This window comes from Brevundimonas sp. Root1423 (genome assembly GCF_001426805.1).
This window is the reverse complement of sequence record NZ_LMFL01000023.1, coordinates 548,085-573,140: the sequence shown is the minus strand read 5'-3', so window position 1 is coordinate 573,140 and position 25,056 is coordinate 548,085. Positions and strand designations below refer to the sequence as shown.

Genomic DNA, 25,056 nt, shown 5'->3' with positions numbered 1-25,056 from the left:
CGCAATATAGCCGTAATTCGGCTTGGCGCCGGACCCGTCCGAACGCATGGTGAACCGACCCTCGGATTCGCCGACAGAGCCCAGCACCCATGAACGCGCACGTCTCGATCAAAACCCCCAAGGGGGGCGCGACCCCCGGCCTGCTGACCCCGTCGGCGGCCTACAAGCCGTTCCGCTACCCGTGGGCGTTCGACATGTGGAAGAAGCAGCAGCAGGTCCACTGGATGCCCGAAGAGGTGCCGCTGGGCGAGGACATGAAGGACTGGGCGGTCAATCTGACGCCGTCCGAGCGCAACCTGCTGACCCAGATTTTCCGCTTCTTCACCCAGGCGGACATCGAGGTGCAGGACAACTACATGGAAAAATACGGTCGGGTGTTCAAACCGACCGAGGTCAAGATGATGCTGGCGTCCTTCGCCAACATGGAGACCATCCACATCGCGGCCTACGCCCTGCTGCTCGAAACCATCGGCATGCCCGAGAGCGAGTTCGGCGCCTTCATGGAATACGAGGCCATGCGCGACAAGCATGACTTCATGGGCCGGTTCGGGGTCGAGACCAACGCCGACATCGCCCGGACGCTGGCCATGTTCGGCGGCTTCTCGGAAGGGCTGCAGCTGTTCGCCTCGTTCGCGATGCTGATGAATTTCCCGCGCCAGAACAAGATGAAGGGCATGGGCCAGATCGTCAGCTGGTCGGTGCGTGACGAGAGCCTGCACTGCGAAGGCATCATCAAGCTGTACCATGCGTTCAACAAGGAAACCGGGGCCGTCACGCCCGAGGTCGCCGCCGACATTGTCGAATGCTGCAAGACCGTGGTCGAGATGGAGGATCGCTTCATCGACCTGGCCTTCGAAATGGGCCCGGTGAACGGCATGACGCCGGACGACATCAAACAGTACATCCGCTTCATCGCCGACTGGCGCCTGCGCCAGCTGCACCTGCCGGAAGTCTATGGCGTGAAGGAAAACCCGCTGCCCTGGCTGCAGTCGCTGCTGTCGGGCGTCGAACACGCCAACTTCTTCGAGGCCCGCGCCACCGAATACTCCAAGGCCGCCACCACCGGCGCCTGGCACGGGGCCGAGGGCGTCTGGGGCAGCTTCGACGCCATGATGAAGAAGCGGGCCGAGGGCGCGGAGGCCTGATCCCTTGAGCCGGCCCGCGAACGTCGCCGTCGTCGGCTTCGGAAACGCGGGCCGCACCTTCCATGCGCCCCTTGTCGCGGCCGAGCCGGGCCTGACGCTGCATACGATCGTCAGCAGCCGGCCTGATGAGGTCACCGCCGTCTGGCCGGGGATCCGGGTCGCGCCGTCGCTGGACGCGGTGCTGGACGATCCTGAGATCGACCTCGTCGTCCTCGCCACGCCTGACACCCTGCACGCGCCACAGGCGGAGGCGGCGCTGAACGCCGGCAAGGCGGTGGTCGTCGACAAGCCCTTCGCCCTGACCCACGCCGACGCGGCCCGCGTTGTGGCGCTTGCCCGGTCGAAGGACCTGTTGCTCTCGGTCTTCCACAACCGTCGTTGGGACGCCGACTTCCTCGCCCTCAGGGCCGTGATCGCCGACGGCCGACTGGGCCGCGTGGTCACGGTCGAGAGCCGCTTTGACCGCCACCGCCCGGTCGTCCGGGACCGCTGGCGCGAGGGGCCGGGCGGCGGCGTCTGGCTGGATCTGGGTCCGCACCTGATCGACCAGATGCTGGTCCTGTTCGGCCGCCCGCTCGCCGTCGCCTGCGACCTGTCGATCCAGCGAGAAGGCGGTCTCAGCCCCGACCGGGCCCGCGCAACCCTGCGATACGCCGATGGTCTTCGGGTCGAGCTCAACGCCGCCATGGTCATTGCCGCGCCCGACGTCCGCTTCGCCGTTCATGGAACAGAGGGCAGCTGGCTCAAGTCCGGCCTCGACGTGCAGGAGGACCAGCTCAAGGCGGGCATGGTCGTCGAGGCGCCCGGGTGGGGCGTCGACCCGGCCCCGGCGATCTTCGTCGACGGCGAGACGGGCGCCCGTTCGCCGACGGCGGGTCCGACCGGCGACTATCCAGCCTTCTATGCAGGCATCGCCGCCGCCCTGCGCGGCGAGGGCCCCAACCCTGTCCCGCCCGAGCAGGCGCTCGAGGTCATGGAGATCATCGACGCCGGGCTGGAAAGCGACCGCCGCCGGGCCGAGGTGCAGATCCCCGCGGCGGTCTAGTCGCCGTCGGCGGGACAGGCGTAGCGGGCGCAGTACCGTTCGCGCAGCCGCTGACCGAACTCGCGGCCCAGAGCCTCGCTTTCCGCGCTGGCGGCCTCGATAGCCTCCCGCGAAGGAATGGGCCCCGGGGGCCGCCGACCCTCCGCCAAGGCGCGAAGCTGATCGAGGTTGCCCGTTCGCGCCAGCATCAGGGCACCGGTCTCGGGACTCCGGGCCGCATACTCCGTGCTCACGCGTTCCACCATGGCGGTCACCGGTTCGATGCGGTCGGCATCCACGTCGAGATCGGCCAGAATTCTCGTCGCGGGACCCCCTCTCGTCTCCGCCATCCGCGACGCGGCGATGCGGGCCAGCGCCATGGTCTCCGCCGACGGCTCGGAACCGGTCCACGGGACAATCGGTTCTTCCGGCGGCAGGAGAAACCGGACGGTGAACTCGACCGACGATTTCTCGACCTCGCCATTCTCCTGTCGCGGATTCATCTTGAACCTCGGCGTCAGGGCCAGGGCGGCGCGGTCGAAACCCAGACCCGCCGGAACCGCCTTGATCACCCGGCACTCCGCCAGATTGCCGAGCAGGTCGCCTCGGCACCGCACCTGAGCCCATCCGGATACGCCGATCCAGGACGCGAAACCCGGATAGGCGTCGCTCATCGCCTCGCCGTCCGGGATCGAGGACCAGGACGGATCAACGATGACCGTCTGCGCACAGCCGCCGAGCGCCAGTCCAGCCGCGACCGCGCACAATGTCAGATGCCGGCGAACCATTCGTACCCCCTGTCTTCCCAGTAGCCGCCCTTGCCTCCGCCGACACCGGCGAAGCTGGCGACCACCTCGATCCGCTTGATGTATTTCGCGTGCTTGTAACCGATCTGGCGTTCGACCCGCAGCCGCAGCGGGGCCCCGTGCGGGACGGGCAAGGTCTCGCCGTTCATGCCATAGGCCAGAATCGTCTGCGGATGGCGGGCGTCGATCAGGTCGATGCTCTCATAGTACCGCTCGCCATCCTCGCGCTGATCCAGCGCGTCGAAACAGTGGAAGACGATGTATTTCGCCCCGGGCTTCAGCCCGGCCTCGTCCAGCAGGATTTCGAGCCGCACCCCGGTCCATTCGGCGATCGAGGTCCAGCCCTCGACGCAGTCGTGTTTGGTGATCTGCGACTGCGCCGGGCGCGCGCGCAGCTCGGCGAGAGTCAGCGACAGCGGCCGTTCCACCAGTCCGTCGATGACCAGCCTGTAGTCCGCGAAGCCTCCGGCCTTCAACGCCACATAGTCGGCCGCCGCCGGATCGATCGAGCCATTGGCGCGGAAGTCCGGCGATATCTCCGCCCGACTGTAGGTCGGGGCCAGGGCGTCGCGGGGGATCAGCAGGCGCTGGGTCCGGCGGGTCAGACCCTCGCCCATCCGCCGCGCCTGTTCGGCCAGACTGGTCCCGGCCTGACCGCAGGCGGAAAGCAGGGTGGTCGCAGCCGTCGCGACGGCGCCGGTCAGCCAGCGGCGGCGGTTCATTGCGCGTCTCCGTCGTCGGTCCGGCGTCGCCGCCCGAGCTTCGGCCCGGCGGTCGAGCCCGGCGGCTGGATCACGAACCAGCCGGTGATCATCGACCGCATGTTGTTGAACGGCCCGGTCCAGATCACCAGACCGACGTGGATGACGATGAAGCCGACGATCAGGGCGGCCGAGATGAAGTGCAGCGTCCTCGCCGACTGCCGCCCGCCCATGATCTCAAGCAGGGTGCCGCCAACGGCGTTGAACCCCGGCGACATCGACAGGCCCGTGACCAGCATCATCGGCAGAACGATCAGGATCATCGCCGCATAGGTCAGCTTCTGGATCACATTGTACGCGCGGGCGTGATCGTCGGTGGGGAAGTGGAAGCGGGCGTGCTCGGCCACGGAGGCGCCGAGTCCCCTGATCTCTTTCCCTGTTGGCCAGATGCGCCGTCTGAACCGGCCGGTCACAAGGCTCCAGACCAGATAGACCAGCCCGTTGGCGACGAAGATCCAGGCGAACAGGAAGTGATAGTTCCGCGCCTCCGCCAGATTGCGTCCCTGGGGGATCAGCGCCCAGTCAGGCAGCGGCGGGATGCTGACCCACGGATCGGCGAAGGTCGACCGGACGCCCCAGTAGAGATGCGGATGGGCCAGCAGGATGTTCAGGCCGCTCATGATCAGAACCACCACGGCGACCACATTCAGCCAATGGCTGATCCGCACCAGCGGTGGATGGCGCCAGGTGTCCACACGACCGCCGGGCAGGGAACGGTCGGCGCGCCCATCGGGGCGGCCTTCAGCATCGTCCAGAGGCGGGTCCGCGGCGGTGTCGGTCATGGTCTCTCCGGCGCGACGCACGCGCCTGGAGGGAAGCTACGACGAAGCGGGCCGAAAAGTTACAGCCGGATCTCAGTATTTTGCGGGCGGGGTGGTGACGCAGACGCGCCGGGCGCGCTCGCAGGCCGCGACCTCGGCCTCCCAGGCGGCCTGGGCCCGCTCGTAAGCCGCGCGTGCCGCGTTCGCGGCCGCCAGATCCGCTTCGTATTGGGCGCGCTGGGTCTCCAGTCGGGCGGTCTCCGCGCGCCACTGCGCGCTTTCCCGTTCGAAGGTCGCGGCGCCCTCGGCCTCGGCCCGTTCGGCGGCGGCGTTGCGGGCTGCGATCTGGGCGTTCAGCCGGACGGTCTCGGCGACCTCGGCCGGGTCTTGTTCGGAGTCCGGCGCCGCGCGGTAGGTTTCACCGCGCTGACGCAGCCATTCCTCGGATCCGGCCGGGGCGGCCGATGTCTGGACCTTCGCCGAGACGGTCGTCTGCGGCGCGGTGGTCTGGGCCAGCACGGGGGAGGCGGCGAGCAGAAGGGCGCCGACGGCGGCGAGAGTGAAGCGGGTCATGGAAGGCTCCTTGGGAGAGTCGAAAGGCGTTGCGGTGAAGCTGTACCGTTTCACAGCGGTCCGCCACACATAACGCCGGTCGGGCGATTTGGAGCCGCCGGGGTTAATGCGGCAGGCGCAGTTCGAAGGTGGTGCCAGTCGGTCCGGTCTCGACCAGTGTCAGCTCGCCGCCATGGCTGGCCGCGAGCTCCCGTGAAATAGCCAGACCCAGCCCGGCGCCGTCCGAGGCGCGGCCGCTGACGAAGGGCTCGAACAGGCTTTCGGACAGGCGTGGCGGAATGCCGGGTCCATCGTCCGCGACCCGGATCACGCAGTCGCCGTCTTCGCCCGACGCGCTGACCCGAACCACGCCCCTGCGGCCGGTGCGGCGTGTGGCGTCGCCCTCGATCGCCTGGCGGGCGTTGCGCATCAGATTGACGAGTATGCGGTGCAGCTGATCCGGATCGGCATGGACCGCGAACCGGGCGGGCAGGGCCTTTGTCAGACGTACGCCCTCGGCGGTCAGGCCGGCATCCTCGGCGGCCGCGGCGAGTGCGGGCGCAAGGGCGATCCGGACGCGCTGGGGCGGCGGCTCCTCGCTCTTGCCATACTCCAGCACATTGCGTGACAGGGCGGCGGCCCGGCCCAGCGCCCGCTCCAGACGGGGCAGCACCTTCGCCACCTCGGGATCGGGGGAGTCGGCCAACCGCTCGGACGCCATCTGGGCCGAGGTCAGCATGTTGCGCAGGTCGTGATTGATCTTGGCCACCGCCTCGCCCAAGGCGACAAGCCGGGCGCGCGACCGCAGCGAGACGCGCACCTCCTCCTGCATCCGCGCCAGTTCGCGCTCGACCCGGCCGATCTCGTCGTGACGGTCGCTGGGCGGATCGCCCTCGGCTTCCGGATCGTGGGCGAAATGCTCGATCGACCGCGTGACCCGTCGCAAGGGTTGAAGCACAAGGAAGGCCAGACCGCCGTACAGCAGCCCCCCCGCCACCAGCGAGATCAACAGCGACATGAGCAAGCTGTTCAGCAGGAAGGCCCGCAGTTCCGCCTTCAGCGGCTGGGCCGGGGCCAGAATCTCGATGAAGTCGCCTGAGCGGTAGCGCGGCCGGGCCTGAACCCGAATCGAGCGGTCCGGGTGCCCGAACAGGGTGCGCCAAGGGTCGATGGTGCGGGCGATGGGCCGGCGCTGCCTCAGATCGATCAGATCGGGCGTACGGGGCAGGTTGGGGGCCTGCAGCAGCAGCCGGCGCACCCCCTGATCCCCGACGACCACGGCCTGCACGCCCCCGATGGCCAGCAGCTGTTCGGCGGCGTCATCCTCGACCGCCGAATAGGGCAGGGCCTCGACCCCGACCGAGGCCAGTTCCGCCGACTGCAGCCGGTCCAGCAGCCAGCGCTCGTGGAAGCTGGCCGCGCTGGGGACGATGATCAGGATCTCGACCACGGCAGTGAAGACGAAGGTCAGCAGCAGCAGCCGCCACGCCAGGGCGTCGGGCGCGTGGAATTTCAACAGGTCGCGCCAGTCCGCCGGCACGCGCAGGGCCCGCCGGACGTCGCTCAGCAGGGGCCGGAAACGGTTCATGCGGCGCTTAACGCAAAGCTGGGGCCAAAAGCTGCGCCGTTCATGCCGTCGTCTTCCGGCCGAGGGCCTTCTGCAGCCCCTTAAGGCCGAACGGAAGAACGACCGCCAGCACGAAAACGCCCGCCATCGGCGCCCAGAACTGGCCGAACAGGGCCTGGAAGTCGGGGTTCGGGTTGGTCATGAGCAGTTCGTTCAACCGCGCCCCGATCCAGCAGTAGATGATGTGCGCCGGCAGCAGGCCGATCACCGTTGCGATCGTATAGGGGCCCAGCCGCACCGCCATGATCCCTGCGGCGATGTTGATCATATGGAACGGGACCACCACGGCCAGGCGCGAGGCCAGCACATACCAGAAGGTGTCGCGGTCGATGGCGTTGCAGACCTTCTGCATCATTCCCTTGTCGCGTTCGGCCTTCTGTCTCAGGGCCTCGCCCAGCGCCGACCGGGCGACCGCATAGACGATCAGGGCGCCGACCGTGGCCGCGATCGAGGTGGAAATCCCGCCGACCCAAGGCCCGAACAAATAACCTGCGGTGATGGTGACGAAGAAGACGCCGGGCACCACGCTGGCCGTCAGGACGGCGAAAACCGCCATCAGGATCAGCAGGCACAGGATGTAGTTGGCGTCCTTGAAGGCGTGAAAATCCGCGCCGGACAGATAGCGGTTCCAGCCCATGGCGAAGATCAGGGCGATGACGCCGGCCAGTACGATCAGAGGCGCAAAGCGTTTGAACCGGTTCATTCTCTCTCCGCCGAAGGGCTGTTGGCGTTGACAGTTCAGGCCCTGCCGCTTATACGCCCGCCCTTCCCGCGACGGACGTCTTTCCGTCGCCCCTCTGTATTCAGTCCCAGGAGCCGAACGTGAAGCGGACCTATCAGCCGTCGCGACTCGTGCGCAAGCGCCGTCACGGCTTCCGTTCGCGGATGGCCACCAAGAACGGACAGAAGATCGTTGCGCGGCGTCGCGCCAAGGGCCGCAAGCGCCTGACGGCCTAAGTCGTCCGGCGCCTGTGCTCGGGCGCATGGCCGAACTCTTCAAAATCGAACGCATGACTTCGCGGCCCCAGTTTCTGGCGGCCGCGAAGGGCGTTTCAGAGGCCCGCGGCGCGGTGGTCGTGCAGCGTCTGGACCGGGGCGACGATTTGCCCATGGTGCGCCTCGGCTTCACCGCCACGCGCAAGGTCGGCAACGCCGTCATCCGCAACCGCGCCAAACGCCGCCTGCGCGAAGCGGCGCGTGCCATGGCGCCCCTGTTGGCGGTCCCCGGCAGCGACTATGTGTTCGTGGCCCGAGCGGGCACGGCCGACCGTCCCTGGGACCGTTTGCTTGACGATGTGAAATCGGCGCTTACAAGGCTCGCGACCCCGCGGCCGGCGCCCAAGACTGCGCCTACGACGCCCGCAAACGCCGGCCAGGATTCCTGATCTCCATGCCTCCTCAAGACAACAGCCGAAACACGATCCTCTTTGTCGTGATCGCCGGCATAATGCTGCTGGCCTACAGCTATTTCGTGATGGAGCCGCAGGCCCAGCGCCGCAAGGCCGCCCAGCAGGCCGCCGCGGAGCAGACCACGGCCTCGCCGACCGCCCTGCCGTCGTCGACCCCGGGCGCCGTTGTCTTCACCACCGACCGCACCGTCGCCCTCGCGCGCGGCGGGGCCCGCGTGCCGATCAAGACCGACACCGTCACCGGCTCGCTGTCGCTGCGCGGCGCGCGGATCGATGATCTGTTCCTGACCAAATATCAGGAGACGATGGAAGCCGGGTCGCCGGCCGTCGAGCTGTTCCGCCCCGAGGGCATGCGCCACGCCTATCAGGCCCAGTTCGGCTGGAACGGTCCCAACGTCCCCGGCGGCGTGCCCGGTCCGCAGACGCCCTGGCGTTTGACCGAGGGCGCGACCCTGACGCCGATGACCCCGGTCACCCTGACGTGGGACAATGGCGCGGGCCTGCGCTTCACGCGCCGCATCGCCGTCGACGCCCAGTATCTGTTCACCGTCACCGACACGGTCGCCAACTTCAGCGCCCAGCCGATCAGTATCGCGCCCTGGGGCCGGATCGAGCGGCAAGGCGTGCCGACCAATCTGGGCACCAACCAGATCCTGCACGAGGGCGGCATCGGCACCTTCGGCTCGGATGGAAAATACACGACCCAGCAGCTCAAGTACAAAGGCTGGGCCAAGAAGCCGGTGCAGGAGCACACCTCGACCGGCGGCTGGATGGGCATCACCGACAAATACTGGCTGGCCGCCCTGATCCCGCAGCAGGACGAGCGTATTCAAGCCGCCTTCCGCGTCACCGACGCCGCCCACGCCGACATCCACTCGGCCACCATGCTGGGTGAGACGCATACGATCGCCCCTGGCCGCCAGATCACCGAGACCCAGCGCCTGTTCGCCGGCGCCAAGCGCAACGAAATCCTCTCCGCCTATGAGAAGGACCTCGGCCTGCCGCGCTTCATCTATGCGATCGACTGGGGCTTCCTGTTCTTCCTGACCCGCCCGATCTTCCTTCTGATCGAGTTCTTCTACGGCATCCTCGGAAACTTCGGCCTGGCCATCCTGTGCCTGACCCTGACCGTGCGCCTGATCATGTTCCCGCTGGCCAACAAGAGCTACGAGAGCATGTCCAAGATGCGGACCCTCCAGCCCAAGATGGAGGAGCTGAAGAAGAAACACCCCGACGATCCGGCCGCCCAGCAGAAAATCCGCTGGCGGGCTGTCTGCCCCTGCTGCTGCAGATCCCGGTCTTCTACGCCGTCTACAAGATGCTGTTCGTGACCATCGAGATGCGGCACGCGCCCTTCTTCGGCTGGATCCGCGACCTGTCGGCGCCTGACCCCTCGACCCTTTGGAACCTCTACGGCCTGATCCCGTGGGATCCGTCAACGGCTCCGCTGATCGGCGGCTATCTGACCGGCACCTTCGCGCTCAGCATCCTGGCCATCTTCTACGGCCTGACCATGTGGCTGCAGATGGCCATGAGCCCGCCCGCGCCGGACCCGATGCAGCGCAAGATCTTCGCCTTCATGCCGGTGGTCTTCACCTTCATCATGGCCACCTTCCCGGCCGGCCTGCTGATCTACTGGGCGTGGTCCAACATCCTGACCATCTTCCAGCAGTATGTGATCATGCACCGCCTGAAGGCCGAGAACCCGATCGACACCTTCATCGCGCGGTTGAAGAAGGCGAAGGCCTGAGTTGGACGATTTCACCCCAGAGGAACTGGAGCAGGGGCGCATCCTGTTCGCGCGCCCCGCGACCTTCGTCATGGGGTGCGCCAAGATCGAGCAACTGCCCGACCCTGACCTGCCCGAGGTGGCCTTCGCGGGTCGTTCCAATGTGGGCAAGTCCAGCCTGATCAACGGTCTGGTCGGCATGCACAAGCTGGCGCGGGCTTCGAACGAGCCGGGCCGCACGCGCGAGGTCAATTTCTTCGATCTGGACGGCAAGATGCGGCTGGTCGACCTGCCCGGCTACGGCTGGGCCAAGGCGTCGAAATCGACGGTGAAGAAATTCCAGGACCTCGGCCGCGACTATCTGCGAGGGCGGGTCACGCTGAAGCGGGTCTATCTGCTGATCGATTCCCGTCACGGCCTCAAGAAGGTCGACGACGAGGCGCTGGACGCGCTGGATCTGGCGGCGGTCAGCTACCAGATCGTCCTGACCAAGGCCGACAAGCTGAAGAAGGGCGAGGCCGAGAAGGTCCAGGCCGCGACGCTGAAGGCCATCTCCAAACGCCCGGCCGCCTATCCGGCCGTGATCGTAACCTCGGCGGAGAAGGGCGACGGCATGCCCGAACTGCGCGCCGAGATCATGCGCACAACGGGCGCAGAGCTCTAGGCGGACTTGCGGCCCACGCCCGCGAGTGGTCCGGTATCCGGATGCAGTCGAGCACGATCCAGACAGACGGCCTGAGCCAGCACATCCTTGAGGCCGGGACCGGCCCGTTGGTGCTGCTCATCCATGGCTTCCCCGAGCTCGGGATCAGCTGGCGGGCGCAGGTCGAGGCTCTGGCCGAGGCAGGCTACCACGCCGTCGCGCCTGACATGCGCGGCTATGGTTCAACCGGGAAACCGGACGACGTCGCGGACTATTCCATCCTGCATCTGGTCGGCGACATGGTCGATCTGGTCCGGGCGCTGGGCGAGACCTCGTGCGTCGTCGTCGGTCATGACTGGGGCGCGCCGGTCGCCTGGCACTGCGCCCTGATGAGGCCGGACATGTTCCGCGCCGTCTTCGGCCTGTCGGTTCCCTTCCAGCCGCGCCGGCCCAAGGGCCCGCCGACGCCGGCCATGGCGGCCATCTCGAAACGGCTGGGGCTGGGCGATCTCTACATCAGCCGCTTCCAGGCTACGGACGCCCACGCGGTCTTCGACGCCGATCCGGCGACGGCTTTGCGCAAGATGTTCTACGCCTATGACGGAGCCACGCCGGACGGCCGCCAGTCGACCGGCTTCATTCCCGAGGGGCAAAGCTTCATCTCCACCATCCCCGACGACGCGCCCCTGCCGCCGTGGATGAGCCCGGAGCATTTCGCCGAATATGTCGACGCCTTCTCAGGCCGCGGCTTCAAGGGGCCGGTCGACTGGTACCGCAACCTCGACCTCAACTGGTCGCTGACAGCCCATCTGCAGGATCTCCGCATTCGCGTGCCGTCGGCCTTCGTCGTCGGCGAGCGCGATCCCGTGCGCCACTATGCGGGCCAGCACGAGGCGGGACTGAAGGACTGGGCGACCGATCTGCGGATGCAGGTCGTCGTTCCGGGCGCGGGCCACTGGATCCAGCAGGAACGGCCCGAGGCGGTGAACCGCCTGCTGCTTGAGTTTTTGAACGGACTCTGACCTGTCGTCATCCCGGCGAAGGCCGGGACCCAGCGGCGCCGGAGCGTAGCGAAGGCGACCGGTCCGCCTCCGGCGCTCCCGAAAGCTTCGCGCTCTGGCGCGCCGCTGGGTTCCGGCCTTCGCCGGAATGACGAAAGGGCTTGCGGCGTGGTCTAGAGCCCCGCCACCGCCTCGGCCGTGATCTCGAGGCTGCGGATGCGGTCGTTGATGTCGAACACCATGCCGGTGACCATGACCTCGTCCACGCCGGTCTGGCTGGCGAAGGCGTCCAGCTTCGACCGCACCGTCTCGCGCCCGCCGATGGCGGCGTATGTCAGCCGGCTGTGCACCGCTGCGATCTGGCGTTGGTCCAGAACGGTGGTGATGTCGTCCACCGGCGGTTTCACCCGCCCCGGCTTGCCGGTGACCACGGCGGCGAACGCCTGTTGCATCGATGTCGACAGCCGCTGCGCCGCCGCATCGGTCTCGGCTGCGAAGACGTTGATCGCCGCCATCGAGTAAGGCTCGGCCAACGCCTTCGACGGCCGGAAGCTGGCGCGATAGGTCTCCAGCGCCTGCATCAGCAGCTCGGGCGCGAAATGGCTGGCGAAAGCGAACGGCAGACCCAGATGCGCGGCTAGCTCGGCGCTGAACAGGCTGGAGCCCAGCAGCCAGATCGGGACCTTCGCCCCCGCGCCGGGCCAGGCGGTGACGCGCTGCCCCTCGACCGGATCGTCGAGGAAACGCTGAAGCTCCATCACGTCGCGCGGGAACTGGTCAGCGGCCTCGAAATAACGGCGCAGTGCGCGGGCCGTCTCCCCGTCCGTGCCGGGCGCCCGGCCGAGGCCGAGGTCGATCCGGCCCGGATACAGCGCCTCCAGCGTCCCGAACTGTTCGGCGATCACCAGCGGCGCGTGGTTGGGCAACATGACCCCGCCCGAGCCGACGCGAATGCGTTCGGTCGCCCCGGCGATCTGGCCGATCACCACGGCGGTCGCGGCGCTGGCGATGCCGGGCATGTTGTGGTGCTCGGCCACCCAGAACCGCTTGAACCCCAGCCTGTCGGCAGCCTGTGCGAACGCGGTGGTTTCCAGCAGCGCCTGACGGGCGTCGCCGCCCTCGACGATGGGCGACAGGTCGAGAACGGAGAAAGCGGTCATGACCGCCAGATCGGGGTCCGCGGGTTGCTATTCAAGACCCGCCCGATTGGCGGCCCGGCCTCCGCGCCATAATGTCGGCAGGACGCAGAGGGGACCGACATGACAATTCTCACGGCCATGGCCGCCGCCATCATCGTCGCCGCGCCCGTCCAGGCCGCCGCGTCCGCGCCCGACCTGGGTGGGTCATGGGAGGGTCGGATCGCCGTCGGCGGCCAGTCCATCCGCATCGTCTTCCGTGTCGACGCCGGTGGCAATGCGGTCGTGGACAGCCCCGATCAGGGCGCCCGCAACATTGCGGTCGACCGCCCGATCGTCGAGGGCGGCGTCGTCCGCTTCGTCGTCCCGGTCATCCGCGGCCAGTTCGAGGGGACCCTGTCAGAGGACGGCCGTACCCTGACGGGCGTTCTGTCGCAGGGAGGGGTCAGCCTGCCGCTGGTCCTGGCCCGCACGGAGGCCACGGTGGCTATCGCCTCCCGGCCCCAGGCTCCCGTTGGGCCCTTCCCCTATCGCAGCGAAGCCGTCGCCTTCGACAACGCTGAGGCTCCGGGCGTGCGGCTGGCCGGGACCCTGACCTTGCCCGAAGGCGCCGGGCCCTTCCCCGCGGCCATCCTGATCACCGGCACCGGCCCGCAGGACCGCGACGAGACCATTGAGGGGCACAAGTCCTTCGCCATATGGGCGGACGCCCTGACACGCCGGGGCGTAGCGGTGCTGCGCTTCGACGACCGGGGCGTGGCCAGCTCGACCGGAAATTTCGCTGCCGCCACCCAGGCCGACTTCGGCTCAGACGTGAAGGCGGCCTTCGACTGGCTGTCGGCGCGACCCGACATCGACCGTTCGCGCATCGGCCTGATCGGCCACAGCGAGGGCGCCACCTTCGCGCCCCTGGCCATGCAGGACGGCGCGCAGGCGGCCTGGCTGGTCATGCTGGCCGGTCCGGCGGTGTCCGGCGGCGAGATCATCCAGGAGCAGCAGCGGCGCATCGCTGTCGCGGCGGGCCTGCCTGCCGAAGAGGTCGAACGCACCAACGCCCTTCAGCGCCGCGCCGTCGTCGCCGTCGCCGACAACGCGCAAGACCCGGCGGCGGTGCGACGTACTGTCGAGGCCCTGCTTCTCGCGGAAGGCCGACCGCCCGCGGAGGCTGCCCGGGCTGCGGCTGTGATGGCCAGCGACTGGTACCGGGGGATGATCGTCCATGACCCGGCGGAGTCGATCCGGTCCATCCGCGTGCCCCTGCTGGCCGTCTACGGAGGCAAGGACGTGCAGGTGCCCGCCGACCAGAACGGGCCTGCGATCACGCGGCTCAAGCCGGACGCCGAGGTGGTCGTTCTGCCGGGCCTGAATCACCTGTTCCAGCCGGCCGGCACCGGCCTCATGGCTGAGTACGGACAGATCGAGACCACGCTCGATCCGTCGGTGATCCGGACGGTCGTGGACTGGGTCGCGGCCCGGTCGGGTCTGTAATCCTCAGGCCGGGTGTGTCGGCTCCACCCTGACCCCCGCGGCGGCCGCCGCCGGCGCCGGCTCAGGCGTCGAGGGCACGTCGGGCAGGGGGATGAACTCGACCGAATCCTCGCTGGGCAGGGACATGCGTCCCGCCTTCCAGTCGGCCTTGGCCTGATCGATCCGTTCCTGTTTCGAGTGGACGAAATTCCACCAGATGATGCGGGGCCCGACCGGCTCTCCGCCCAGCACCATGACGGTCGAGGGTTTCAGCGCCTTGATGGTCGGTTCGGCCGTCGGTTCGAGGATGACCATCTGGCCCTCGTGGAACGTGCGGTCGCCGACTTCGATCTCGCCCTTGGCGACATACAGCGCCCGTTCGGAATAGCCGCCGGCGCCCTTGCCCGGCGGCGGCGCGGTGCGCACGCCCTCGGCCAGTTCCCAGTGGACATAGAACAGCGGCGAGGACACCGGCACGGCGGCCTTGGCGCCGTAAGCCTCGCCCGCCACCAGCCGCGCGAACAGTCCGCCGTTCTCATAGGCCGGCTGGTCGGCCTCGCCGTGGTGATGGAAGCGCGGGTCCGTTTCTTCGGACTCTTCCGGCAGGGCGATCCAGGCCTGCATGCCGTGCATCGGGCCGCCCCGGCTCTTCTTCAGCGGATCGGTGCGCTCGGAGTGGACGATGCCACTGCCCGCGGTCATCCAGTTGACCTCGCCCGGGCGGATGGCCTGGGTCGCGCCGGTATTGTCCCGGTGCATGATCTCGCCCTCGAACAGATAGGTCAGGGTCGACAGGCCGATATGGGGGTGCGGGCGGACGTTGATAGCCTCGGACCCCGGCGCGAACTCGGCCGGCCCCATCTGGTCCAGGAAAATGAAGGGGCCGACCATGCGGCGCGCATGGAACGGCAGAACGCGGCCCACCTCGAAACCCCCGAGGTCCTTGCGGCGGGCGTCGATCACCATCTCGATCATGTCGAATCCCTCGGCGCGGCGCGCGCCCGAACGGGACTATCCGACGTGAGGGGTGACGATGCCAAGGGGCAGGGCGGTCACATTCTTCACGCCGCGCGTGACGATGTGGCTCTCGCAGTCCGAGACGATGCCCAGGCTCAGCAGCTTGTGACGCAGGAACTGGTCGAAGGCGTGCATGTCCGAAGTGATGATCCGAAGCACATAGTCCTCGCGCCCGGTGATGGTGGCGCACTGCACCACCTCGGGCCAGGCCGCCACGGCGGACTCGAAGGCGTCCAGATTCTCGGTCGACGGCAGGCTCAGCTTGACGATGGCGTAGACCTCGAAATCCAGGCCCAGCTTGGTTGCGTCCAGCAGGGTCACCCGCTTGCGGATGAAGCCCGTGTCCTCCAGCCGCTTGATCCGGCGCCAGCAGGGAGACGCCGACAAACCGACCCGATCCGCCACTTCCGCGACCGACAATCCGGCGTCCTGTTGCAGGATATCCAGAATGCGGGCGTCGACGGGATCCAGATCGTCAGCCAAGGCGTTTCTCCTGATCTTGTTATGGCGCAATAAAATACCGCTGATGGGCATAGTGCAAGGTCAAATTCAGGCGAGCCTTGCCTCAAGCGTCGTGCTAAATCCCGCTCAGGAAACGCGGTCGGATCAACAATAGCCAAGCCTTGTCTTTGCGCGTGCCGGAGCCTTCGGGCCGGCCGGGCGACCCCACGGACTTCAGCCACCTGCTGATGGACCCGGCGGGCGTCGTCGAGCGTCCCGAGGTCTCGACCACGCCGTTCGACATGCGCGACCACGCCTTCCGGCTGATCCGCGTGCTGGACGATGACGGCAAGGCCGTCGGCCCGTGGAATCCGAAGTTGGACGCCGAGACGATGCGGCGCGGCCTCAAGGCCATGATCCTGACGCGCGCCTTCGACGACCGGATGCATCGCGCCCACCGCCAGGGCAAGACCAGCTTCTACATGAAGTGCACGGGCGAAGAGGCCATCGCGGTCGCCCAGGGCATGATCCTGTCCCGCGAGGACATGGGCTTCCCCACCTACCGCCAGCAGGGCCTGCTGATCGCGCGSGGCTATCCGCTCGCGACSATGATGAACCAGATCTATTCSAAYGCYGARGACCCGATCAARGGCCGCCAGCTGCCGATCATGTATTCGGCCAAGGACTATGGGTTCTTCACGATCAGCGGCAACCTCGGCACACAGGTGCCGCAGGCCGTCGGCTGGGCCATGGCCAGCGCCTACAAGGGCGACGACAAGATCGCCATCAGCTGGATCGGCGACGGCGCCACGGCCGAGGGCGACTTCCACAACGCCCTGACCTTCGCCAGCGTCTACCGCGCCCCGGTCATCCTCAACATCGTCAACAACCAGTGGGCCATCAGCTCTTTCCAGGGCATCGCTGGCGGGCTGGAGACCACCTTCGCCTCCAAGGCCATCGGCTATGGCCTTCCGGCCCTGCGCGTCGACGGCAACGACTTCCTGGCCGTCTGGGCCGCGACCCAGTGGGCCGAGGAACGCGCCCGCTCGAACCAGGGCGCGACGGTCATCGAGCTGTTCACCTACCGCGGCGCCCCGCATTCGACCTCGGACGACCCCAGCCGCTACCGCCCGGCCGACGAGCACGACAAATGGCCGCTGGGGGACCCCATCGCCCGCCTGAAGCAACACCTGATCGCCTTGGGCGAATGGTCCGACGAGCAGCAGACGGCCGCCGAGGCTGAGGCCGTCGAACAGGTCCGCGCCGCCGGCAAGGAATCCGAGGCCATCGGCACGCTTGGCCAGTCGCGCCCCTCGGTGAAGACCATGTTCGAGGAGGTCTATGCGACCGAGGACTGGCGCATCACCGAACAGCGCCGCGAGGTGGGGGTCTGATCATGAGCGAGCAAACCACCTTCACCGACGCGNGTCCGCGCCGCCGGCAAGAATCCGAGGCCATCGGCACGCTTGGCCAGTCGCGCCCCTCGGTGAAGACCATGTTCGAGGAGGTCTATGCGACCGAGGACTGGCGCATCACCGAACAGCGCCGCGAGGTGGGGGTCTGATCATGAGCGAGCAAACCACCTTCACCGACGCGGACCGTCAGGACGGCATCGAGCCCGACATGGCCGACCAGAACCACGCCCCGAAATCGGAAGCCGCGGCCGGACCGTCGGTGCAGCCGATGAACATGATCCAGGCCCTGAACTCGGCCATCGACATCAAGATGTCGGAGGACCCCAACGTACTCAGCTTCGGCGAGGACGCGGGGTATTTCGGCGGGGTCTTCCGCGTCACCGACCATCTGCAGAAGAAGCACGGCCTGACCCGCAGCTTCGACGCCCCGATCAGCGAATGCGGCATCGTCGCCGCCGCCATCGGCATGGGCGCCTACGGCCTGCGCCCGGTCGTCGAGATCCAGTTCGCCGACTACATCTATCCGGCCTACGACCAGATCGTCTCGGAAGCGGCCAAGCTGCGCTACCGCTCGGGCGGCCAGTTCACCAGCCCGATCACCGTGNAGGCCGCGCGAGATCGCGAATTCGATGGCCTGATAGTAGCAAAGCTCGAAATGGAGGAAGGGGACCACGGGAAACGGTCCAGCTTCTATTCCGACTACACCTTCGGCGTCTGGACGCGGGGTATTTCGGCGGGGTCTTCCGCGTCACCGACCATCTGCAGAAGAAGCACGGCCTGACCCGCAGCTTCGACGCCCCGATCAGCGAATGCGGCATCGTCGCCGCCGCCATCGGCATGGGGGCCTATGGCCTGCGCCCCGTCGTCGAGATCCAGTTCGCCGACTACATCTATCCGGCCTACGACCAGATCGTCTCCGAGGCAGCCAAGCTGCGCTACCGCTCGGGCGGCCAGTTCACCAGCCCGATCACCGTGCGGTCGCCCTACGGCGGCGGCATCTTCGGCGGCCAGACCCACAGCCAGTCGCCGGAAAGCCTGTTCACCCACATCGCCGGCCTGAAGGTCGTCATCCCGTCCAGTCCCTACGACGCCAAGGGCCTGCTGACCGCGGCCATCGAGGACGACGACCCGGTCATCTTCTTCGAGCCCAAACGCCTCTACAACGGTCCCTTCGACGGCTGGCACCAGAAGCCCGTCTCGCCCTGGAAGGCGCAGGAGCTGGCCCAGGTCCCGACCGGCAAATACGTCGAGCCGATCGGCAAGGCCCGCGTCATGCGCGAGGGCAGTGACGTCACCATCCTGGCCTATGGCACCATGGTCTGGGTCTCGCTGGCGGGCGCGGAACACGCCGGCGTCGACGCGGAGGTCATCGACCTGCGCACCCTCGTGCCGCTGGACATCGAGACCATCGAGGCCAGCGTGAAGAAGACCGGCCGCTGCGTCATCGTTCACGAGGCGCCGAAGACCTCGGGCTTCGGCGGCGAACTGTCGGCTCTGGTGCAGGAGCGCTGCTTCTACCATCTGGAGGCGCCGATCGCGCGGGTGACCGGCTGGGACACCCCCTACCCGCACGCCTTCGAGTGGGAATATTTCCCGGGACCCGAACGGGTCGCCACGGCCCTGAAGGCCGTCATGACCGGAGGGCGCTAGGATGGGCCGCTACGTCTTCAAACTGCCCGACGTGGGCGAAGGCACCGCCGAGGCCGAACTGGTCGCCTGGCACGNGTCATGACCGGAGGGCGCTAGGATGGGCCGCTACGTCTTCAAACTGCCCGACGTGGGCGAAGGCACCGCCGAGGCCGAACTGGTCGCCTGGCACGTCAAGGTCGGCGATCATGTAGCCGAGGACCAGATCATCGCCGACATCATGACCGACAAGGCGACGGTAGAACTGACCAGCCCGGTCGCCGGACGCGTCACCGCTGCCCACGGCGAACCGGGCCAGCAACTGGCCGTCGGCTCTCCGCTGGTGGAGTTCGAGGTCGAGGGCGCGGGGAACGCGTCCGCCGAGGCCGCCTCGGCGCCCGCAATGGCTGAACCGGCACCGGCCCCGAAGGCTGAAGCGCCGAAGGCCGAGGCCGCGCCCGCCGCCGCGCCGGCCGCGGCCGGCGGCAATTTCGTCTTCAAGCTGCCCGACGTCGGCGAAGGCACCGCCGAGGCCGAACTGGTGGGCTGGCACGTCAAGGTTGGCGACGCCGTGACCGAGGACCAGCTTCTCGCCGAGGTCATGACCGACAAGGCCACCGTCGAACTGACGTCCCCGGTCGCCGGGACCGTCGTCGCCCTGCATGGCGAAGCCGGCCAGCAACTCGCCGTCGGCGGACCGCTGGTGTCGTTCAACGTCGCGGGCAAGGGCAATCAGGCGGCGGCTCCGGCCCCGGCCGCATCGCCCGCGCCGAAGGCCGAGGCTGCGCCCGTTCCGGTCGCGAAAGCCGCCGCTCCGGCTTCGCCCGCCAAGGCTCCGGCCAAGGCTGTCGCCGAAGCCTTCACCACCCGCGCCGCCGGTCAGCGCCCGCTGGCTTCGCCGGCCGTGCGCAACCGCGCCCGTGATCTCGGCATCGAGCTCCAGTTCGTTCCGGGCTCCGGCCCCGCCGGCCGCATCGAACATTCCGACCTCGACGGCTACGTCGCCTCGGGCGGTCGCGGATCGTCCGTAGGCGGAGGATCGACCGGCTCGTCCTACGCCAGGGCCGAAGGAACGACCGAAACCCGCATCATCGGCCTGCGCCGCAAGATCGCGGAGAAGATGGCCGAGAGCGTCCGCCGCATCCCCCACATCACCTATGTGGAAGAGATCGACNGACGCTCTTCCGATCTAAGGAACCACCGAAACCCGCATCATCGGCCTGCGCCGCAAGATCGCGGAGAAGATGGCCGAGAGCGTCCGCCGCATCCCCCACATCACCTATGTGGAAGAGATCGACGTCACCGCCCTCGAGGAACTCCGCGCCCACCTCAACGCGACGAAGAAGAAGGACCAGCCCAAGCTGAACGTCCTGCCCTTCATCGCCCGCGCCATCGTCGTGGCCCTGCGCGANCTTCGATCTCGGTGAGGCACATCACCTATGTGGAAGAGATCGACGTCACCGCCCTCGAGGAACTCCGCGCCCACCTCAACGCGACGAAGAAGAAGGACCAGCCCAAGCTGAACGTCCTGCCCTTCATCGCCCGCGCCATCGTCGTGGCCCTGCGCGATCAGCCGACCATCAACTCGCACTATGACGACGAGGCCGGCGTGCTGACGACCCACAACGCCGTCCATCTCGGCATTGCCGCCCAGACGCCGAATGGCCTGATGGTCCCGGTGGTCCGCAACGCGGAGGCCCGCGACCCCTACGACACCGCCCTCGAAATCGCCCGCGTCTCGGGCGCGGCCAAGGACGGCTCGGCCAAGCGCGACGAACTCTCGGGCTCGACTATCACCATCACCTCGCTGGGGACACTGGGCGGCATCACCCACACCCCGATCATCAACCACCCCGAGGTCGCCATCGTCGGCCCCAACAAGATCCAGGAACGGGTCGTGGTGAAGGACGGCCAGATGGTCGTGCGCAAGATGATGAACCTGTCCTCCAGCTTCGATCACCGCATTGTCGACGGCCACGACGCGGCGGTCTTCGTACAGCGGGTCCTGATCATCGGCGCCGGCACCGGCGGCTATGTCGCCGGCATCCGCTGCGGCCAGCTGGGCCTCGACACAGTGCTGGTCGATGGCGGCGACGGTCTGGGCGGCACCTGCCTGAATGTCGGTTGCATCCCGTCCAAGGCCATCATCCACGCGGCGGGCAAGTTCGAGACGGTCAGCAAGGCCGCCGACGGCGGCACGCTGGGCATCACCGCCGCCAAACCCGCCATCGACCTGTCGCAGACGGTGGCGTGGAAGGACGGCATCGTCAAAAAGCTGAACAACGGCGTGGCGGCCCTGCTCAAGAAGTCGAAGGTCAAGGTCATCAAGGGCTGGGCGAACTTCACCGACGCCAAGACCTGCACGGTGAAGACCGCTGACGGCGACGTCACGATCAGCGCCGAGCACGTCATCCTCGCTACCGGCTCCGAGCCGGTTGAACTGCCCTTCCTCAAATTCGGCGGCGACGTCATCTCCTCGACCGAGGCCCTGTCGCTGTCGGCCGTGCCGAAGAAGCTGGTCGTGGTCGGCGGCGGCTATATCGGGCTCGAGCTCGGCATCGCCTTCCGCAAGCTGGGAGCCGAGGTCGCCATCGTCGAAATGGCCGACCGCCTGCTGCCGCTCTACGACAAGGCACTGACCGATCCGGTCGCCAAATGGCTTCAGAAGCACGGTGTCGAACTGCACCTCGGCGCCAAGGCCGGCTCGTTCGAGAAGGGCCAGCTCAACGTCACGACAAAGGACGGCGCCGCCATCCGGCTCAAGGCCGACAAGGTCCTCGTCACCGTCGGCCGCCGCCCGCGCACGCAGGGCTGGGGTCTGGAAAACATGGGCGTCGCCATGGCGGGCCCGTTCGTGAAGATCGACGACCGCTGCGCGACCTCGATGAAGAACGTCTGGGCCGTCGGCGACCTGACCGGCGAACCCATGCTGGCACACAAGGGCTCGGCGCAGGGCGAGGTCGTCGCCGAAATCATCGCCGGCCATGACCGCTGCTTCGACCCCGTCACCATCGCCGCCGTCTGCTTCACCGAGCCCGAGATCGTCTCCGCCGGCCTCGGCCCGCTGGACGTCGAGGGCCGCGACGACGTCATCCAGGCCGTCTTCCCGCTGGCCGCGATCGGTCGTGCGCTGGCCATCGAGGCGGGCGAGGACGGCGGCTTCGTCCGCGTTCTGGCGTCGAAGGGTGATCACCGCCTGCTGGGCGTCCAGGCCGTCGGCCAGCACGTCGCCGAAATGTCCAACAGCTTCGCCCAGATGCTGGAGATGGGCGCGGTTCTGGAGGATGTCGCCGGGGTCATCCACGTCCACCCGACGCTGGGCGAGGCCTTCCACGAGGCGTCGCTGCGCGCGCTGGGCCACGCCATCCATATATAACCGGGTTCGACATTGTCCGTGATCGGGGTATTCTCCGGTCATCCACTGGGGAGGGGACAATGAAGGTATCCACGCGTGTCGTCGCGCTGATCGCGGCCGCCAGCATGACCGGATGCGCCTCGCACCCGCGCGGGTTCGCGCCCGTCATGTCGGTCGTCCCGACGGATCAGGCCGCGTTCGAAACCGCCTTCAACGTCTGCAGCGCCGAGGTCGCGGCCGGCCGCCGTGAAAGCTTCCGCTCGGGCCGCGGCGGCTCCGCGGCGGGCGGCATGGCCATCGGCGGCGCGGCGGCGATCGCCACCGGAGCCTCCGCGGCCTCCGGCGCGGGCATGCTGGCCGGCACGGCGGCGGGAGCGGGCCTCGCCATCGGCCTTGTGGTCTTCGCGCCTCTGGCGATCGTCGGCGTGTCCTATATCCAGCGGGCCAACAAGGAACGCGAGATCAAGACCGCCATGACCACCTGTCTGGCCGAAGAGGGCTATGTGGTCGACGACTGGCGCGTGCCCGAACGCGGCGCGACTGGCCCCAGTTCTCCTACGCGGGCTTCGGTCGGGGCCGTAGCCGTCGCCGAACCGTCACGGTAGCATCGGGTCGACCGTCACAAACCTGTGGTCCAAGCGGCTCGACACCAGCCGTTTGTCCGGAGACTGACGATGACCCGCACCCTTCTCGCCGCCGCCTCGGCGATCGCCCTGCTCGCCGTCGGCGCCTGCGGCAACGACCAGTCCGCCGGCTCCCAGACCGCTCGCGCCGGCATCTGGGCCGCGGGCTCCTCGACCGTCTTCCCCTTCGCCACCCGCGTGGCAGAGAATTTCGCCCGCACCTCGGGCGGCGCCGCGCCGCGCGTCGAATCGCTGGGCACCGGCGGCGGCATCCACTCGCGCCCGATGAAGGCGTCGGAGTTCGAGCTGTGCCGCACCAACGGCGTGACCGACATCGTCGAGATCAAGATCGGCTTCGACGGCATCGTCATCGCCACGGCCCGCACGGGCGCCAGCTTCAACTTCCGCCTGCAGGACCTCTACACTGGCCTGGCCAAGGAAGTGCCCGGCGCCGGCGGCGCCTTCGTCGCCAACCCGGCCACGACCTGGAACCAGGTCAATCCGGCCCTGCCGAACCAGCGCATCCAGGTCTATGGCCCGCCGCCCACCTCGGGCACCCGCGACGCCTTCCTCGAGCTGGGCATGGCTCCCGGCGCGAAACTGATCCCGGCCCTCGCCGCCGTCACCGACAAGGGCCGTTTCGAAACGCTGGCCCACACCCTGCGCGAGGACAACGCCTGGGTGGACTCGGGCGAGAACGACAACGCCATCGTCCAGACCCTCAGCCGCACCCCCGGCTCGCTCGGCGTGTTCGGCTTCTCCTTCCTCGAGCAGAACCTCGACACGGTGAAGCCCGAGACCATCGACGGTGTTGCCCCCTCGGCCGAGACCATCGCCGACGGCTCGTATCCGCTGGCCCGCAGCCTCTACATCTACGTCAAGAAGCAGCACGTCGGCGTGACCCCGGGCCTCGAGCAGTTCGTCATGGAGTTCATGTCCGAGGCCGCCGCCGGCCGCGGCGGCTATCTGCAGGACCGCGGTCTGGTGCCGCTGCCGGCGGACCAGTTGGCGGCCCAGCGCGCCATCGCCACGGCCATGACGCCGATGACGGCCCCGGCGAAGTAGGACGAACCGCTCTCCCTCCCCTTCATGGGGAGGGATGTCGGCGCGAAGCGACGACAGGGTGGGGTACATCTGAAATTCCCCACCCGGTCGCTTCGCGACCATCCTCCCCACAAGGGGGAGGAAGAGGCGGATTTCCTACGCCGCCACCTTCCGCCTCAGCCGGGCGATCCGGCGCAGACGGCGCCAGAAACGGCCGCGCTCGGGCTCGGGGTAGGGCTGCAGGTTTTCCACGAACTCTTCCGCCGAGGCGCGCCAGCTGAACTTCTCGGCATAGGCCCGAACGTCGGCGCGGTCGCATTCCAGCGCCTTCATGCAGGCGGTGCGCAGGTCCTCGTCGATCGCCCCCGCGTTCGAGCCGGGAATGATGTCGATGGGGCCGTGAGCCGGATAGGCGGCGACTGGCGTACCCGTGGCCATGGCCTCAAGGATCACCAGTCCGAAAGTGTCGGTCCAGCTGGGGAAGACGAAGACGTCGGCGTCGCGGAAACAGCGCGCCAGCTCCTCGCCGAAACGCGCGCCGAGGAATTTGGCGTCCGGATACTTCACTTCCAGCTCGGCCCGCGCCGGCCCGTCGCCGACGACGATCTTCGTCCCCGGCAGGTCGGTCTCGAGGAAGGCCTCGATGTTCTTCTCGACGGCGACGCGCCCGACGTTGAGGAAGAAGGGCCGGGGCCAGTCCTTGCCGCCCAGTTCCTCGTAGATGCGGGGCAGGTCGGGGTTGAACTGTTCGGTGTCGACGCCGCGCGTCCAGGGCGAGACGTTGCGGAACCCGTGCGCCACCAGCTCGTCGCGCAGCGTCGGCGTGGCCACCATCAGCCGGCCCGACGGCTTGTGGAACCACTTCATATAGGCGTAGCCGACCTGCACCGGGATCGGGAACCGGGCCGAGACGTATTCCGGGAATTTGGTGTGATAGCTGGTCGTGAAGGGCAGCTNTCGTCGCGCAGCGTCGGCGTGGCCACCATCAGCCGGCCCGACGGCTTGTGGAACCACTTCATATAGGCGTAGCCGACCTGCACCGGGATCGGGAACCGGGCCGAGACGTATTCCGGGAATTTGGTGTGATAGCTGGTCGTGAACGGCAGCTTCCATTCCACGCAGATGCGCCGCGTGGCGATGCCGATGGGGCCTTCGGTGGCGATGTGCACGGCCTCGGGCTCGAAGGCGCGCAGACGTTCGCGAATCTCTTCCTCGGCTCCCAGCGCCAGCCGGATTTCCGGATAGGTAGGGCAGGGGATGGTCTTGAACTGGCTGGGTTCGATGACGTCGACCTCGTGCCCCATGCCCCGGCATTCCGCCACGGTGCGGGTCAGGGTGCGGACGACGCCGTTGACCTGGGGCTCCCAGGCGTCGGTGGCCAGAACGATGCGCATATGGGCCGGGTGNCCGGCATTCCGCCACGGTGCGGGTCAGGGTGCGGACGACGCCGTTGACCTGGGGCTCCCAGGCGTCG

General features: G+C 67.9%; 22 protein-coding genes and 6 pseudogenes. 16 read left to right on the top strand and 12 right to left on the bottom strand.

Annotated features, from left to right (window positions below):
• The first annotated feature begins 89 nt into the window (after positions 1-89).
• Both ASD25_RS16135 and ASD25_RS16130 read left to right on the top strand, forming a co-directional pair.
• A complete protein-coding gene (locus tag ASD25_RS16135; RefSeq protein ID WP_056618823.1) occupies positions 90-1,145 on the top strand; it encodes a ribonucleotide-diphosphate reductase subunit beta in 1,056 nt (351 codons plus the stop codon).
• Positions 1,146-1,149: 4 nt separating this feature from the next.
• The gene (locus ASD25_RS16130; RefSeq protein ID WP_056618819.1) at positions 1,150-2,190 is read left to right on the top strand and encodes an oxidoreductase; all 1,041 of its coding nucleotides are present in this window, start codon (positions 1,150-1,152) and stop codon (positions 2,188-2,190) included.
• On the opposite strand, the gene ASD25_RS16125 is transcribed toward ASD25_RS16130, so the two are convergent.
• The 6 genes from ASD25_RS16125 to ASD25_RS16100 form a co-directional block, all read right to left on the bottom strand.
• The gene (locus ASD25_RS16125; RefSeq protein ID WP_082572464.1) at positions 2,187-2,957 is read right to left on the bottom strand and encodes an energy transducer TonB; all 771 of its coding nucleotides are present in this window, start codon (positions 2,955-2,957) and stop codon (positions 2,187-2,189) included. The two genes, ASD25_RS16130 and ASD25_RS16125, sit on opposite strands and share 4 nt — an antisense overlap.
• Positions 2,939-3,697 carry a molybdopterin-dependent oxidoreductase gene (locus ASD25_RS16120; RefSeq protein WP_056618813.1) on the bottom strand — a complete coding sequence of 253 codons (759 nt, stop codon included), beginning with the start codon at positions 3,695-3,697 and terminating at the stop codon, positions 2,939-2,941. Before ASD25_RS16120 ends, ASD25_RS16125 begins: the two co-directional genes overlap by 19 nt.
• On the bottom strand, positions 3,694-4,518 hold the full coding sequence (locus ASD25_RS16115; protein ID WP_056618808.1) for a cytochrome b/b6 domain-containing protein: 825 nt from the start codon (positions 4,516-4,518) through the stop codon (positions 3,694-3,696). The genes ASD25_RS16120 and ASD25_RS16115 overlap by 4 nt, the downstream gene beginning before the upstream one ends.
• A 72-nt stretch (positions 4,519-4,590) precedes the next feature.
• Positions 4,591-5,070 carry a hypothetical protein gene (locus ASD25_RS16110; protein ID WP_056618806.1) on the bottom strand — a complete coding sequence of 160 codons (480 nt, stop codon included), beginning with the start codon at positions 5,068-5,070 and terminating at the stop codon, positions 4,591-4,593.
• A 103-nt stretch (positions 5,071-5,173) separates the two neighbouring features.
• A complete protein-coding gene (locus tag ASD25_RS16105; protein WP_056618803.1) occupies positions 5,174-6,637 on the bottom strand; it encodes a sensor histidine kinase in 1,464 nt (487 codons plus the stop codon).
• 40 nt (positions 6,638-6,677) lie between these two features.
• Positions 6,678-7,379 carry a TVP38/TMEM64 family protein gene (locus ASD25_RS16100; RefSeq protein WP_056618800.1) on the bottom strand — a complete coding sequence of 234 codons (702 nt, stop codon included), beginning with the start codon at positions 7,377-7,379 and terminating at the stop codon, positions 6,678-6,680.
• Between the two features lie 119 nt (positions 7,380-7,498).
• Between ASD25_RS16100 and rpmH the strand changes: the two genes are divergently transcribed.
• The 5 genes and pseudogenes from rpmH (at position 7,499) to ASD25_RS16075 (ending at position 11,479) form a co-directional block, all read left to right on the top strand.
• Positions 7,499-7,633, top strand: coding sequence for a 50S ribosomal protein L34 (rpmH, locus tag ASD25_RS16095; protein WP_003164000.1), 135 nt, complete (start codon positions 7,499-7,501; stop codon positions 7,631-7,633).
• Between the two features lie 26 nt (positions 7,634-7,659).
• Entirely contained in the window at positions 7,660-8,061 is a 402-nt protein-coding gene (gene rnpA, locus ASD25_RS16090) for a ribonuclease P protein component (protein ID WP_056618798.1), read from the top strand.
• 5 nt (positions 8,062-8,066) lie between these two features.
• A pseudogene (gene yidC, locus ASD25_RS16085) lies at positions 8,067-9,835 on the top strand (membrane protein insertase YidC).
• A 1-nt stretch (position 9,836) separates the two neighbouring features.
• Entirely contained in the window at positions 9,837-10,478 is a 642-nt protein-coding gene (gene yihA, locus ASD25_RS16080; protein ID WP_056618795.1) for a ribosome biogenesis GTP-binding protein YihA/YsxC, read from the top strand.
• Positions 10,479-10,519: 41 nt separating this feature from the next.
• Positions 10,520-11,479, top strand: a complete 960-nt coding sequence (locus ASD25_RS16075) for an alpha/beta fold hydrolase (protein WP_056618791.1) — start codon at positions 10,520-10,522, stop codon at positions 11,477-11,479.
• A 152-nt stretch (positions 11,480-11,631) separates the two neighbouring features.
• Here ASD25_RS16075 and ASD25_RS16070 read toward each other — a convergent pair whose 3' ends face one another.
• Positions 11,632-12,618: an LLM class flavin-dependent oxidoreductase gene (locus ASD25_RS16070; protein ID WP_056618788.1), complete on the bottom strand. Its 987-nt coding sequence runs from the start codon at positions 12,616-12,618 to the stop codon at positions 11,632-11,634.
• A gap of 99 nt (positions 12,619-12,717) precedes the next feature.
• Between ASD25_RS16070 and ASD25_RS16065 the strand changes: the two genes are divergently transcribed.
• Positions 12,718-14,082 (top strand): S9 family peptidase, encoded by a 1,365-nt coding sequence (locus tag ASD25_RS16065; protein ID WP_082572463.1) that lies wholly within the window; start codon positions 12,718-12,720, stop codon positions 14,080-14,082.
• A 3-nt stretch (positions 14,083-14,085) separates the two neighbouring features.
• On the opposite strand, the gene ASD25_RS16060 is transcribed toward ASD25_RS16065, so the two are convergent.
• Entirely contained in the window at positions 14,086-15,036 is a 951-nt protein-coding gene (locus tag ASD25_RS16060) for a pirin family protein (RefSeq protein ID WP_056618780.1), read from the bottom strand.
• Between the two features lie 36 nt (positions 15,037-15,072).
• Positions 15,073-15,561, bottom strand: coding sequence for an Lrp/AsnC family transcriptional regulator (locus ASD25_RS16055; RefSeq protein WP_056618779.1), 489 nt, complete (start codon positions 15,559-15,561; stop codon positions 15,073-15,075).
• Positions 15,562-15,701: 140 nt separating this feature from the next.
• Between ASD25_RS16055 and ASD25_RS16050 the strand changes: the two genes are divergently transcribed.
• On the top strand, positions 15,702-16,913 hold the full coding sequence (locus ASD25_RS16050) for a thiamine pyrophosphate-dependent enzyme (protein ID WP_235562752.1): 1,212 nt from the start codon (positions 15,702-15,704) through the stop codon (positions 16,911-16,913).
• Between the two features lie 229 nt (positions 16,914-17,142).
• Positions 17,143-17,538, top strand: a pseudogene (locus ASD25_RS32060) (alpha-ketoacid dehydrogenase subunit beta); the annotation flags it as partial.
• 1 nt (position 17,539) lies between these two features.
• Here the strand turns inward: ASD25_RS32060 and ASD25_RS33235 are convergent.
• On the bottom strand, positions 17,540-17,607 hold a 68-nt coding region (locus ASD25_RS33235; RefSeq protein WP_369816612.1), incomplete at its 3' end, for a peptidogalycan biosysnthesis protein.
• A gap of 44 nt (positions 17,608-17,651) precedes the next feature.
• Between ASD25_RS33235 and ASD25_RS16040 the strand changes: the two are divergent.
• The 6 genes and pseudogenes from ASD25_RS16040 to ASD25_RS16020 all read left to right on the top strand — a co-directional run.
• Positions 17,652-18,584, top strand: a pseudogene (locus ASD25_RS16040) (alpha-ketoacid dehydrogenase subunit beta); the annotation flags it as partial.
• 97 nt (positions 18,585-18,681) lie between these two features.
• Positions 18,682-19,734: pseudogene (locus tag ASD25_RS29530) on the top strand (biotin/lipoyl-containing protein); the annotation flags it as partial.
• A gap of 37 nt (positions 19,735-19,771) precedes the next feature.
• Positions 19,772-19,971, top strand: a pseudogene (locus ASD25_RS30530) (2-oxo acid dehydrogenase subunit E2); the annotation flags it as partial.
• Between the two features lie 12 nt (positions 19,972-19,983).
• Positions 19,984-21,936, top strand: a complete 1,953-nt coding sequence (gene lpdA, locus ASD25_RS16030) for a dihydrolipoyl dehydrogenase (RefSeq protein ID WP_255356168.1) — start codon at positions 19,984-19,986, stop codon at positions 21,934-21,936.
• A 59-nt stretch (positions 21,937-21,995) separates the two neighbouring features.
• Positions 21,996-22,520, top strand: coding sequence for a hypothetical protein (locus tag ASD25_RS16025; RefSeq protein WP_056618773.1), 525 nt, complete (start codon positions 21,996-21,998; stop codon positions 22,518-22,520).
• 69 nt (positions 22,521-22,589) lie between these two features.
• Complete coding sequence (locus tag ASD25_RS16020) at positions 22,590-23,603, top strand: substrate-binding domain-containing protein (protein ID WP_056618771.1); 1,014 nt, start codon at positions 22,590-22,592, stop codon at positions 23,601-23,603.
• A gap of 135 nt (positions 23,604-23,738) precedes the next feature.
• On the opposite strand, the pseudogene ASD25_RS16015 reads toward ASD25_RS16020, so the two are convergent.
• Both ASD25_RS16015 and ASD25_RS32055 read right to left on the bottom strand, forming a co-directional pair.
• Positions 23,739-24,538 (bottom strand): annotated as a pseudogene (locus tag ASD25_RS16015) (glycosyltransferase family 4 protein); the annotation flags it as partial.
• Position 24,539: 1 nt separating this feature from the next.
• On the bottom strand, positions 24,540-24,976 hold a 437-nt coding region (locus ASD25_RS32055; protein WP_369816611.1), incomplete at its 3' end, for a glycosyltransferase.
• Positions 24,977-25,056: the final 80 nt, after the last annotated feature.